This window comes from Myxococcus sp. AB036A, from assembly GCF_006547355.1.
GTDB lineage: Bacteria > Myxococcota > Myxococcia > Myxococcales > Myxococcaceae > Myxococcus > Myxococcus virescens.
Genome location: NZ_VHLC01000072.1, coordinates 1 through 12,042, shown reverse-complemented (window position 1 = coordinate 12,042; position 12,042 = coordinate 1). Strand labels below are relative to the sequence as shown.

10 protein-coding genes are annotated in these 12,042 nt (G+C 70.0%); 3 read left to right on the top strand and 7 right to left on the bottom strand.

All coding sequences use genetic code 11. The features are described 5' to 3' along the window. Positions 1-77 precede the first annotated feature (77 nt). Positions 78-356 (top strand): hypothetical protein, encoded by a 279-nt coding sequence (locus FL344_RS25840; RefSeq protein WP_141620400.1) that lies wholly within the window; start codon positions 78-80, stop codon positions 354-356. Beyond that, positions 353-1,519 carry a pyridoxal phosphate-dependent aminotransferase gene (locus FL344_RS25835; protein WP_141620399.1) on the top strand — a complete coding sequence of 389 codons (1,167 nt, stop codon included), beginning with the start codon at positions 353-355 and terminating at the stop codon, positions 1,517-1,519. The genes FL344_RS25840 and FL344_RS25835 overlap by 4 nt, the downstream gene beginning before the upstream one ends. Before the next feature lie 12 nt (positions 1,520-1,531). On the opposite strand, the gene FL344_RS25830 is transcribed toward FL344_RS25835, so the two are convergent. From FL344_RS25830 to FL344_RS25820, 3 genes are all read right to left on the bottom strand, one after another. After that, positions 1,532-2,962 (bottom strand): ABC transporter substrate-binding protein, encoded by a 1,431-nt coding sequence (locus FL344_RS25830; protein ID WP_141591944.1) that lies wholly within the window; start codon positions 2,960-2,962, stop codon positions 1,532-1,534. Continuing rightward, complete coding sequence (locus tag FL344_RS25825; RefSeq protein WP_141620398.1) at positions 2,962-3,780, bottom strand: hypothetical protein; 819 nt, start codon at positions 3,778-3,780, stop codon at positions 2,962-2,964. Before FL344_RS25825 ends, FL344_RS25830 begins: the two co-directional genes overlap by 1 nt. Positions 3,781-3,921: 141 nt before the next feature. After that, positions 3,922-5,715 (bottom strand): phosphoenolpyruvate carboxykinase (GTP), encoded by a 1,794-nt coding sequence (locus tag FL344_RS25820; RefSeq protein WP_090486929.1) that lies wholly within the window; start codon positions 5,713-5,715, stop codon positions 3,922-3,924. A 210-nt stretch (positions 5,716-5,925) separates the two neighbouring features. Between FL344_RS25820 and FL344_RS25815 the strand changes: the two genes are divergently transcribed. After that, positions 5,926-7,788, top strand: coding sequence for an SLC13 family permease (locus FL344_RS25815; protein ID WP_141620397.1), 1,863 nt, complete (start codon positions 5,926-5,928; stop codon positions 7,786-7,788). Between the two features lie 4 nt (positions 7,789-7,792). On the opposite strand, the gene FL344_RS25810 is transcribed toward FL344_RS25815, so the two are convergent. The 4 genes from FL344_RS25810 to FL344_RS25795 are packed head-to-tail and all read right to left on the bottom strand — an operon-like array spanning position 7,793 to position 11,842. Continuing rightward, a complete protein-coding gene (locus FL344_RS25810) occupies positions 7,793-8,416 on the bottom strand; it encodes a tRNA-(ms[2]io[6]A)-hydroxylase (protein WP_141620396.1) in 624 nt (207 codons plus the stop codon). 28 nt (positions 8,417-8,444) lie between these two features. After that, on the bottom strand, positions 8,445-9,281 hold the full coding sequence (locus tag FL344_RS25805; RefSeq protein WP_194858485.1) for a GNAT family N-acetyltransferase: 837 nt from the start codon (positions 9,279-9,281) through the stop codon (positions 8,445-8,447). Between the two features lie 40 nt (positions 9,282-9,321). Next, positions 9,322-9,975 carry an AgmX/PglI C-terminal domain-containing protein gene (locus FL344_RS25800; RefSeq protein WP_141620395.1) on the bottom strand — a complete coding sequence of 218 codons (654 nt, stop codon included), beginning with the start codon at positions 9,973-9,975 and terminating at the stop codon, positions 9,322-9,324. A 28-nt stretch (positions 9,976-10,003) separates the two neighbouring features. Next, positions 10,004-11,842: a patatin-like phospholipase family protein gene (locus tag FL344_RS25795; protein ID WP_141620394.1), complete on the bottom strand. Its 1,839-nt coding sequence runs from the start codon at positions 11,840-11,842 to the stop codon at positions 10,004-10,006. Between the last annotated feature and the right edge of the window lie 200 nt (positions 11,843-12,042).

Here is a 12,042-nt window from a genome sequence, read left to right as displayed (position 1 = left end):
TACAGGTTGCGCAAGTTTTCGGGACATGCGGCCGTGAAATGGACGTGCCGTTTTTTCCGCGCGAGAACGCCTCACGAATGGCGGACATCATCGATCTCACGTTCCTCGCGGACGTCCGGCGGTTCTACAAGAAGCTCATCGACAAGAGGGGGCTTTCCTACTTCCTGCAAAAGGAAGGGCCTCGGCTCTTTCACATCGAGCCCTCCAAGGTGGAACTCGTGCTCCGGACCGCTCTGCGCACGCGCGACCCTCAACTTCCCCGGCCTCACGACAAGGCCATCGAGCACTGCCGCAAGGAGGTTCGCCGCGACCTGATTCGTCGTGTCGCGAACGCCATGCTGCAAACGGGCCTGTGAGCCGCTTCTCCGCGCGGACGGACTTCGCACGGACACCCAACCCGCTGGCACGGGCGCTCGAGAGGCTCCACGCCAGCGGACGTCCCCTCCTGGACCTGACGGAATCCAACCCCACGCGTGTGGGGTTGCCCCTGCCGGACGCGGCGCTCCTGGCCCCCGAGGACGCCTTCTCCTACGAACCCGAGTCCCTGGGGCTTGCCTCCGCGCGACAGGCGCTGGTGGCGGACTTCGCGGCGCGGGGCGCCCAGGTCTCCGAAGCGCACCTGCTGCTGACCTCCAGCACCAGTGAAGCCTACGGCTGGCTCTTCAAGCTCCTGTGCGAGCCAGGGGACAACGTTCTCGTCCCGGCCCCCTGCTACCCCCTCTTCGAGCACCTCGCGCGCCTGGAGGGCGTCCAGACGCGTTCCTACGCCTTGCCGCGCGCGCATGGCTTCGGCCTGGACGCGGGGCAGGTGGCTGCGGCGTGCGACGCGCGCACCCGCGCGGTGCTGGTGGTGAACCCCGGCAACCCCACCGGCCACTTCCTGCACGACGGTGAGCTGGCGGCGCTGGCGGACGTGTGCGTGCGCCGCCAGCTGGCGCTCGTCTGCGACGAAGTCTTCTCGCCCTTCGCATGGGCGCCGGCGCCCGGGCGCGTGGCCACCGTGGCGGGGCGCGCGCTGCCGATGCTCACCTTCGCCCTCTCCGGCCTCTCCAAGTCCGTGGGGCTGCCCGGGCTCAAGCTGGCGTGGACGCACGTGGGCGGGCCCGCGGCGCTCCGTGACGAGGCGCTGGCCCGCCTGGACTGGGTGGGGGACACGTACCTGCCCGTGGGCACGCCCGTGCAGCGGGCCCTGCCCGCGCTCCTGGCCCATGCGCCGCGCTTCCAGGCGGCGGTGCTGGAGCGGGTGAGGGGCAACCGCCAGCGCCTGCTCGCGGCCCGGCCTCGCGACGCCAGTTGGGACGTGGTGCCGGCGGAGGGCGGGTGGAGCGCGGTGGTGCGGATTCCGAGGGCGCCCGGCGAGGAGGCCACCTGCCTGGCCCTGCTGGACGCGGGCGTGCGGGTGCAGCCGGGCTACTTCTACGACTTCGGCGGCGGCGCCTTCCTCGTGCTGTCGCTGCTGCCCCAGCCCGAGGATTTCGCCGCCGCCGTCGAGGTGCTCGCGCGGACGTTGGGGCCCTGAGGCCCCGTCACGTCACTCCGTGGGCGGCGCGATGAGCTGCACCGTCTGGAACCCGCCGTCCTTCACGCGGAACAGCTCGTACTCGGACGGCGCCTCGCCCGTGGCGTCGAAGTCGAGGTTGCCGCTGGCGCCCGTCACGTTGATGACCTGTCCATTGCGGATGGCCGCGCGAGCGCCCGCGAAGCCCTCCGTGCCCAGGTTGTAGTTCAGGGACGTGCCTGCCTCGCCCGGCGTCACGAGCGCCAGTCCATCCGCAATGCGCGCGCCGGTGATGGCCTGCGGGGTGTTGACGTCGGGACCGGCGGCATACGCGGCGCCGAGCGCCACCAGGTACATGGCGTCATACGCGTGCGCGGTGAAGGAGTACTGCCCCGGGTCCGTCTGGTTGAAGGCGGAGCGGAAGCGCTGGGCGAACAGCTGATAGACGAGGTCTGGACGGGCCTGCGCCGGAGACGTGCCGTAGGCATCGTCCACGAGCGCCTCGTTGGCGCCCAGCGCGGTGAAGAGGCCCCGGTCCTTGCCGGCGTCGGTGAAGAACCACCGCTGGGTGTTCCGGCCCGCGGCGGCCGTCTGGTTGATGATGCGCGCGTTGTCCTCGGAGAAGCCGATGAGGACCTCGACATCCGGCAGACTGGTGGTGATGTGCTGCACCACACTGGAGACGTCGGCGCTGTTGCGGGTGTACTGGGCGGACGTCACGGTCCGCTGGGTGGCGTCGATGCGCCCCAGCGTCACGCCGAAGAGGCCTTGCCCGTAGGCGTCATTCACGTAGCTGATGCCGACCTTGGAGATGCTGTCGTAGAGCGGGGCGCCGTTCACCAGGATGTTGCCCTGGAGCAGGTCTCCGATGATGCGGCCCTGCAGCACGTCGGACGGGGCCGTCCGCCAGACGAGGCCTGCCGTGGTGCCGTTCTGGTCGTTGATGGCGGCCAGGTCCGGGCTGGTGGCGCTGTACGTGATCATCAGCACGCCGTTGGGCACGGTGAACGAGGACACCGCGAGCGCCTGGGCGCTGCTGGAGGTGAAAATCATCGGCACCTGGCGCTCACGCATCAGCCACTGGGCCTGCTCGGCGGCGCGGTTCGGCTCCGAGCGCGTGTCGCAGATGTGGAGGACGAAGGGCCGGCCGTTGACGCCCTCACGCTGGTTGATTTCGTCGAGCGCCAGCTTGATGGCGTTGAGCGCCTGCACCTCGGACTCGTCCGGGCCGTCAGAGGTGCTCAGCGGCACCGTGGCGCCCAGGGGAATGGCGTTGGCCGCGGAGGCCGGGCCGTAGACCACTCCGCAGCCCTCTGGCTGCGGCAGGCAGTAGCCCGCGGTGCACACCTGCGCGGTTTCACAGTCCGAGGACGTCTCGCACTCGGTCAGTCCACTGGCGGTGGTGAAGCTGCACCCGGCCATCAGCAGGGTGCTTCCCGTCATCATCAATCGCAGCGCGCGCATCAGAAGCTCACCGCCATTCCTGCTCCAGCGCCCTTGGGCGCCATCGTGACTCGCACCTCACCCGCAACCGGGGGGCCATCCTTCGGGTAGAGGACGATGGCGGTGATGACACCGGCCAGTCCCACGCCGAAGCCGACGTCCGCCAGCAGCGCCCGGCTGCGCGTCTTGTCGGCGAACTCCTCCTTGCTCTCCACCCGGGTGGCGCCGTCGAACTGCTCACGCGCGTCGCGCGCCTGCATGCCGAACAGCACGCCCGCCACCACGCCCGCCGCGCCCACGCCCGCCGCGGCGAACGCGCCGATGCGCTGGCGCTTGTAGGACGTCAGCGCGCGCTGCAACTCCGCCTCCTGCTGGCGCCGGCTCTCCTCCTCGGCGCGGCGGGCCGCGAGCTGCTCTTCTTCCGCCTGCCGGCGCGCGGCGTCCGCTTCCTCCTGGAGCCGCTGGCGCTCGGCGTTGGACGCGGCCGCCACCTGGTCTTCCTTCTCGATGAGTACCCGCAGCCGGTCGATGCTGCGCGCGCTGCGCTTGAGCAGCGTCGGGTCCGTGCCGTCGGTGGCGCCGACGTACTGCTGGTACCAGGTCACCGCCTCGCGCAGCTCTCCCGCGTTCTCCAGGGAGATGGCGATGTTGTAGATGAGCCGCGGATGGGGCTGGGCTTCATGCGCCTTCTTCAGCGCATCCGCCGCCTCGCGGTACTTGCCTCCCTGGTACAGCCGCTCGCCGTCCTTGATGAGGGCCGCTGCACTTTTCCCGCGCTGTGCGAACGCCACCGGTGGCGCCAGCGCGAGAATCACCGACAATACGAAAGCCAGTCTCATGACCTGAGAGCCTAGCGCGGAGCTCCGGGAAGGTCGAAGCGCTGACTTTTACTTCCTGTGAAAAACGGAGGGGCCGCCCACCGCGCTCGGTGCGAGCGGGAGGCGGCCCCGGGGGTCAGGCTGCTACAGGCCGGCGGGGACTCAGTGGTCCAGGCGCGCCATCAGCAGCTTGCGCTGGAGCATCAGCGCGTCCGGCGCCTTGGTGCCGAGCTGCTCGAAGAAGACCTCCTGGCTCTTCAGCTCGGCCTTCCATTCGTCCTCCTTGATGGACGTGACTTCCGTCACCACGTCGGAGGCCAGGTCCAGGCCATTGAGGTTGAGGCCCTGGTCGGCGCGGGGCACCCAGCCCAGCAGCGTCTCCTGGGTGGGGACGCGGCCGTGGACGCGGTTCACAATCCACTCCAGCACGCGCATGTTCTCGCCGAAGCCCGGCCACATGAACTTGCCGTTCTTGTCCTGGCGGAACCAGTTGACCTGGAAGATCTTCGGCAGCTGGGCGATGTGCTTCTGCATGTCCAGCCAGTGCTGGAGGTAGTCACCCATGTGGTAGCCGCAGAAGGGCAGCATGGCCATGGGGTCGCGGCGCACGACGCCGACCTTGCCGGTGGCCGCGGCCGTCGTCTCGCTGCCCATGGTGGCGCCCAGGAACACGCCGTGGGTCCAGTTGAAGGCCTGGAGCACCAGCGGGACGGTGTTGGAGCGGCGGCCGCCGAAGATGAGCGCGGAGATGGGCACGCCCATCGGGTCGTTGGCCTTGGGGCTCAGCGCCGGGTTGTTGGACATGGGCGCGGTGAAGCGGCTGTTGGGATGCGCCGCCTTCTCCGTGCTGCCCTTCTTCCAGGGGCGGCCCTGCCAGTCGGTGAGCTCGTCGGGGACCTCGCCGTCCTTGCCCTCCCACCACACGTCGCCGTCCGCCGTCAGCGCCACGTTGGTGAAGATGGTGTCCTTGGCGATGGACTCCATCGCGTTGGGGTTCGTCTTGTAGTTGGTGCCGGGCACCACGCCGAAGTAGCCGGCCTCCGGGTTGATGGCGTACAGGCGGCCATCCTTGCCGGGGTGCATCCACGCGATGTCGTCACCGACGGTCTCAATCTTCCAGCCCTTGTACTCGGGGGGCGGAATCATCATCGCGAAGTTCGTCTTGCCACACGCGGACGGGAAGGCGGCGGCCACGTACGTGGTCTCACCCTTGGGGCTGGTGACGCCCAGGATGAGCATGTGCTCGGCCATCCAGCTTTCCTCGCGGCCCAGGTAGCTGCCGATGCGCAGCGCGAGGCACTTCTTGCCCAGCAGCACGTTGCCGCCGTAGCCGGAGCCGAAGCTCCAGATGGTGTTGTCCTGGGGGAAGTGGCAGATGTAGCGGCGGTCGGGGTCCACGTCGCCGGTGCTGTGCAGGCCGCGGTTGAAGTCGTCGCTGTCACCCAGCATGTCCAGCGCCTGCTTCCCCATGCGCGCCATGATGCGCATGTTCAGCACGACGTAGATGCTGTCGGTCAGCTCCACGCCCAGCTTGGTGAAGGGGCTGCCGATGGGGCCCATGGCGTAGGGCACCACGTACATGGTGCGGCCCTTCATGCACCCGGTGAACAGGTTGCCCAGCTTGGTGTAGGCCGCCTCGGGCTCCATCCAGTTGTTCGTCGGGCCGGCGTCCGTCTTGTTCGGCGTGCAGATGAACGTGAGGTGCTCCACGCGCGCCACGTCGTTCGGGTTGGAGCGGTGGAGGTAGCTGTTGGGGCGCTTCTCCGGGTTCAGCGGGATGAGGATGCCCTCCTTCACCGCCTGGTCCGTCAGCCGCTTCTTCTCCGCCTCGGACCCGTCACACCAGACGATGCTGTCCGGCTGGGTCATCTCGGCCATCTTGGCCACCCAGGCCAGGAGCGTGGGGTTTTTCGTGGGGGCCTGCTGGCCCTCCGCCGCAACTTGCGTCGAAGCCATGGATTCGTCCTCGTGGTTCAGGTCTGGAGACAGGCCCCAAACGTTCTGGAAGGGGGGCATAAATGCAACCCGCGACCGGTCACCCACCTTGGTACCGAACAGGCCGCTCCTAATTCCACTTATCAGCGGCCGGTCATCCAGAAGTAAACGGCGCACTGCGCCACGGCACTCGCCATATCAGCGCAGCGAATACAGGTTGGGGCGGGCCTTATGACCATCGCCATCGTCCTGGGTGTTGTCGTCGTCGCGCTGGTGCTGTTCTCGTTCGACACGCTTCCCATCGAAGTCAGCTCGCTCGTGGTGGTGTGCCTGCTGGCGCTCACCGGCGTGCTCACGCCCGTGCAGGCGTTCGAGGGGTTCAGCAACGACACTGTCATCTTCATCTTCACGCTGCTCGCGATGACGCAGGGGCTCGCATCGACGGGCGTGGTTCAGTTGGTGGGGCAACGGTTGGCCTTCTTCGCCCGTTTCGGCCATCAGACGTTCGTCATGGCGATGATGGTGGCGGTGGCGGCCTTCTCCTCTGTCATCTCCAACACGGTGACGACGGCGGCCTTCCTGCCGGTGGCCATCGGCGCGGCCCAGCGCGCCAAGGTGCCCAAGAGCAAGGTGCTGCTGCCGCTGGCGTACGCCTCCATGCTGGGCGGCATGGTGTTCCTCTACGGCACCTCCACCAACCTGGTGATGTCCGCGGCGATGCAGCGGCTGGGCATGCCGGGAATCGGCGTGACGGAGCTGGCGCCGGTGGGGCTGCCGCTGGCGGTTGTCGGCATCCTCGGGGTGGTGCTGCTGGCGCCGTGGTTGCTGCCGGCGCGCGAGGGCCGCGGCGCCATGGAGGACTGGACGCTGCGCGACTACCTCACGGAGGCGGTGCTGCCCCCGGACTCGCGCTACGTGGGCAAGGAGCTGGGGGACATCTCGGAGGGGCTGGGGCTGCGCGTCATCGGCATCATCCGCGACGGCGAGGCCCTGTCCGCGGTGCCGGGGTACCGGTTGCACGGCGACGAGCGGCTGCTCATCGAGGGCAACCGCGAGGCGATTCTGCGGGTGAAGGACCTGCGTGGCATCCAGATCCGCCCGGACGTGCGGCTGTCCGACGAGGAGCTGCACGACAAGGACTCCATCCTCATCGAAGCCAGCGTGCCGCCCGACAGCCCGTTGGTGGGGCGCAGCTTGAAGGAGACGCTCTTCGTGGAGCGCTACGGCCTGGTGGCGCTGGCCCTGCACCGCAAGCCCGCCATCCAGCGCGTCACCAAGCTCCAGCTCCTGGGCCGCACCTTCGGGGAGCGCTCGCTGTCCATGCTGCCGCTGTCGGTGGGAGACGTGCTGCTGCTGCGCGGCGCGCGCGACCGGGTGGACGAGCTGGCGCGAGGCGGCAACCTGACGGTGCTCAGCGGCCACGAGTACCAGCCGCCGCGCTACGGCAAGGCGCTGCTGGCGGTGGTGCTGTTCCTGGGCGCGCTGGCGGCGGGCTCGCTGGACGTGGTGCCGCTGTCGGTGGCGGGCCTCACCGGCATGTTGCTGATGATTGCCACTGGCTGCGTGGACCCGCGCACCGCGTTCCGCGTGGACTGGCGCGTGGTGCTGCTCATCGGCTCCATGATGGCGCTGGGGCTGGCCATGGAGGTGAGCGGCGCGGGCGCGTTCGTGGGAGACAGGGTGGCGGCGCTGGGCGCATTGGGTGGCCCGCGCATGGTGATGGTGGTGCTGATGGTGCTGACCATCGTCCTGTCCGCGCCCATGAGCAACCAGGCCGCGGCGCTGGTGGTGCTGCCAGTGGCCATCAACGCCGCGCAGCAGCTCGGCGTGGACGCGCGGCCCTTCGCCATGGCGGTGACGCTGGCGGCCAGTTGTTCGTTCATCACCCCGCTGGAGCCCAGCTGCGTGCTCGTGTACGGGCCGGGGCACTACCGCTTCACGGACTTCTTCCGCCTGGGCACGCCGCTCACCGCGGTGCTGGTGGTCCTGCTCACGGTGGCCGTGCCCTGGGCGTGGCCGCTGGAGAAGGGCGCCTCACCGGCGCCGGTGGCGCATCGCCCGGCCGAGGGCCTGCGGGCACCCACGGGGCCGTGACGGCTCAGTGGATGGCGGCGCGCAGTCCCACGTCGGTGATGACCTGCGCCTCGCGCTCCAGCATCCACTCCAGCCGCGCCTTCACGCTGGCTTCGTCGCCTTCGGAGGCGGTGACGGCCAGCCGGTAGAAGAGGGACTGATGGCCGTCCTCGGACTGGGCCAGCTCGCCGTAGAAGCGCGCCAGGGCCGGGTCGGTGAGGCCTTCGGCCAGCAGGGACAGCCGCTCGCAGGAGCGGGCTTCGATGACGGCGGCCACCAGCAGCCGGTCCATGCGGCGCTCGGCGGCGGGCGTGCGAATCAGCTTCTGCAGGCCCTGGGCGTAGGGGTCTCCCGCGTCCTTGGTCAGCGTGAGGCCCCGCGCCGCCATCAAGTCCAGCACGCGGGCCAGGTGCGCGCTCTCCTCGCGCGCCAGCCGCGCCATCTGCGAGGGAAGCCCCGGCAGGTCCGGGTAGGCCTGGAGCATGGACAGCGCGTTGGCGGCGGCCTTCTTCTCGCAGTGGGCATGGTCCACCAGCACCTCGTCGAACCGCTCGAGCGCCAGGGGCAGCCAGCGCGGGTCGGTGGCGGCGTGAAGAATGACGGGGCCCTCTCCAGAGAGGGGACGGCGGGAAGGCGTGGGACGGCTCATGCGGGCGCGGACTGTACGCGGCCGGCCGCTACTCCACCAGGACGAGCCGCCACGTCCGGCCGGCCAGGTAGCCGACCTTGCGGGCGATGCGAGCGGTGCTCTCGTCCCGCTCGTCGATGCGCAGGGTCAGCCGCGGCAGCGAGGACAGCAGGTGGCGGGAAATCTGGCCCAGGCACAGCAGGGCGTGGCCCTTCTTGCGCTCGGCGGGCAGCGTGTAGAGGCCCTCCAGCTCCGCGCCGTACTGGGAGCGGCTGCCGATATCCACCTTGAACACCAGCGCGCCATTCTCCTCCAACACGTAGGTGCGGCGCTGGCGCACGCGCTGGATGACGCGGGCCTCGTAGCCGCGCGGGTCCTCGGCCAATGGGTCTCGCTCGTGCACCTCGCGCACGTAGCCCTGTGCCAACGGCAGTAGCCGGGGCAGGTCCTCTTCCTTCGCCAGCCGCAAGAGCGGGTTGGTGAAGGGGCCCAGGTCATCCGCCGACACGCTGAACAGCCGCTGCGTGCGCGACAGGCGCGGCTTGCCTGGGGCCAGGCTGCGCAGCAGCGCGTCCACCGACGACTTGTCGCCCACGGTGGAGCGCAGCGTCAGGCGCGAGGACAGCGCGTCCGCGATGACGCTGGTGGCGCCCGCCTCGCTCGCGCTGGGCACCACCAGCCCGCCGTCGCCGCCCACGAACACGGCGGCGGTGAGGACCTGGCTGTCGAAGCGGCCGTAGAAGGCGAAGGGCACCCTGCCACGGGGGGCGATGCCGAACTCCTCCAGCAACCCCAGCAGGTAGAGGTTGTGGACCGGGTCCTTCGACAGGAGCCCCCGAAGGGCTTCCGCGTCATGGGGACCAAGCTGTTCGACGGTAACGGGCATGAAGGGTCGGGGGCTCCGGCACCTTACGCAAAACCGGGCCCTACCGGCCAGTCTCCCCAGGGACACGGAACTCGAAGGGGTAGACGACCGTCGCCTTTCCTCCGCCAAAGGGCGCCGGGAAGCGGACGTCCAGCAGCGAGTCCAGCGCGCACGCCTGCACGAAGGGGTCGGGGATGGTGCTGGACACCAGCTCGCCCGCGCTCATCACCCCGCCCTCGTTGCCCGCCTCCACGGTGAAGCGCAGCTTCACTGTCTGCGGACCCCGGTTGCGTTGTGCCGCGTCCTCGAAACATTGCTGCACGAGCGGAGTCACCGCCTGGATGGCGGCGCGGATGTCTTCGGCGTGGATGCGGCCGGTGGTGGATTCGACCACCGGCTCCACCTCCACCACGCGCCGCGGGTCCCCCGAGGCCGCGGGCGGCGCGGGCACGTCGGTCCGTGACGACGGAAAGCCGGGCGGAGGCTGCACCGGTGGGGGTGTGGCGCTGGGCGGCGACAGGCCGGGCGTGGGGGCGATGCGTGTGCCGGTCGGTTGCGGGGCGGGCAGCTCTTCGGCGGGGGGCGGTCCGACGGGCAGCGGCTCGTCGTGGACAGGGCGCGTCAGCCAGTAGGAGAGGGCGGCGCTCAGGATGAGCACGCCCAGGCTCACGCCGGGAATGACGAGCCAACGGATGAGGGACGACCGGTCGGACATGGACGCCTGGAGGATATGCCTCCAGGGCTCACTTGCACGAGCGCTGCTCGGGCTTGCCCTTCATGCACTGGGCCAGTGGAGCGAACCACGCCTCGGCTTCCGACACCGCGTCGTCCACCGGCTTGTCGCACTCCGAGGCGGCCAGCGTGCCCTGAATCTCGAAGAGGCGCAGCACTTCATGGCAACGCTGCTGGAAGTGCTTCACGCCTTCCTTGAACAGCGGCCGCATGACCTCCGGCGAGAAGCCGTAGCCGCTGGCCGTCTGGAGCTGCGAGTCCGGACGGAACATCCACGACGAACGCCAACTGGAGGCCACCTGGTCGAAGCGGGCGGAGCCCAGCCACATGCTGGTGGCCGCCTTGAGGGCCCCGGGCTCGCGCGGGACGAAGCCCGTGCCCGTGCGGCGGCAGAAGGCGTTGACGCTGGCGGCGTCGGCCACGTTCGCCAGGCGCTCCACGCAGACGTTGTACTCCGCGAAGCGCCGGCCCACGGCGGCCATCTCCCCCTGCTGCACCTCACCCACGCGCGGCTGGGCGACGAACAGGTCGATGGTGCGCATCAGCACGCTGACGGCGTTGTCCGGCGGGTTCTCCGGTGACGGCTCCGCGCCGCCGGTGGAGATGACCAGCACGCGCTCGGCACCGCGCTGAACGGCTTGGAGCAGCGGCAGTCCGGAGCGCACGCCGCCGTCGAAGAAGGAGCCCTTCATCCGCCCGGTGTGTGATGGCAGCCACGGCACCGGGTCAGCGAGCACGGGCTCCACGATGGAGGCGACGACGCCGTTGATGATGCCCTCCACGCGCTGCTGCTCGGTGGCGTTCGGGTCGATGTTCGCCGGGTCCTGGTCGCTGATGCCGAAGACGTCACCGGTGTCGAAGTCCACGGAGACGGCCACCAGCTCCGTGCCGTTGGTGAGCTGCTCGGGGACCACCGCCGCGCGGAGCTTGCCGTAGATGCCGTCGAACTGGACCAGGCCACGCAGGTTGGAGGCAATCTTCCAAATCCAGGTGTTGTTGACGCAGTACAGGTCCGACTCCACCGAGCAGGTGTAGTTGCTGACGAGCAGCTGGCGCGCGGCCTCTTCGTGGCCCGGCGTGTGGAACAGGTCCACCAGCGTGCTGATGAGCGCGCCGGTGCTGCTGCCCGCCGCCAGGTCGATGCGCGCGTCTCCACAACCCTCCGGCGCGGGCTTGCCGCGGCACTGCTCCAGCACGCCGAGCAGCCGCCAGATGGCCCCCGCGCTGAACGCGCCATTGGCGCCGCCGCCGCTCAGGACAATGGCGTTGGATGGGCGTCCCAGCGTGCGGTTCCACTTGCGGACGCTGACGTACTGCGCGGCGGACTCGGCGCCTTCGCGGATGCCGCGGCTGAGCACCTGGAGGGGCACGCGGTCCCCCTGGGCATCATGCAGGGCCACCAGCGACGCGGCGATGCCCAGCGTGTTGGCCAGGAAGCGCGCGGCGTCCACTTCGCGCGGTGAGGGCGCGGCGGGGTCCACCGTAGTGGGCAGCGACGGCAGGCCCCACTGCGGCGACTCCATGGCGCTCTTGAGGAAGCGCTCGTAGCACGCGCTGTTGCTGCCGCCCGCGCTCTGCTTCAGGCAGTCCAGCTGCTCGAGGATGGGCTGGGGCGCGTTGCCCATCGCGGACATCCAGCGCGCGGCTTCGGCGGGGTCGGCGTAGGCGTCCACCAGGTGCGTGCGGGTGAGGCGCGCCGCGCGCTCCTGGATGGGCACGGGCAGCGGCGCCGCCTGCGGGTCCCCGGGCGTGTTCAGCGCGTCGAGGATGTAGCCCGTGCGCAGGAAGCAGCCGCTGGAGATGGTGGCCAGCGCGGTGAGACACAGCAGGTACGTGGTGCTCCGGTTCATGGGCGTCCCCCCGAAAGGCGCGCGACGCCGCCGCGTGCCGGGGCCCGCCGCCTCGTCGGGGAGGATGTTAGCGCATGCGCGCGTGCGGGCGCGGCGCGGAGTGTGTGGAAGGCAACGGCCGTGAGCTGCTCGGGGACGGCGCTCACGGCCGCGCCAGCCTCCCCCTACGGATACACCTCGCGGCGGGGCAGGGGGGGCTC

Coding starts and splice junctions, on each gene's coding strand:
- FL344_RS25825 (WP_141620398.1), bottom strand. CDS start 3,780: ATGAGACTGGCTTTCGTATTGTCGGTGATTCTCGCGCTGGCGCCACCG.
- FL344_RS25830 (WP_141591944.1), bottom strand. CDS start 2,962: ATGCGCGCGCTGCGATTGATGATGACGGGAAGCACCCTGCTGATGGCC.
- FL344_RS25795 (WP_141620394.1), bottom strand. CDS start 11,842: ATGAACCGGAGCACCACGTACCTGCTGTGTCTCACCGCGCTGGCCACC.
- FL344_RS25800 (WP_141620395.1), bottom strand. CDS start 9,975: ATGTCCGACCGGTCGTCCCTCATCCGTTGGCTCGTCATTCCCGGCGTG.
- FL344_RS25820 (WP_090486929.1), bottom strand. CDS start 5,715: ATGGCTTCGACGCAAGTTGCGGCGGAGGGCCAGCAGGCCCCCACGAAA.
- FL344_RS25805 (WP_194858485.1), bottom strand. CDS start 9,281: ATGCCCGTTACCGTCGAACAGCTTGGTCCCCATGACGCGGAAGCCCTT.
- FL344_RS25810 (WP_141620396.1), bottom strand. CDS start 8,416: ATGAGCCGTCCCACGCCTTCCCGCCGTCCCCTCTCTGGAGAGGGCCCC.
- FL344_RS25840 (WP_141620400.1), top strand. CDS start 78: ATGGCGGACATCATCGATCTCACGTTCCTCGCGGACGTCCGGCGGTTC.
- FL344_RS25815 (WP_141620397.1), top strand. CDS start 5,926: ATGACCATCGCCATCGTCCTGGGTGTTGTCGTCGTCGCGCTGGTGCTG.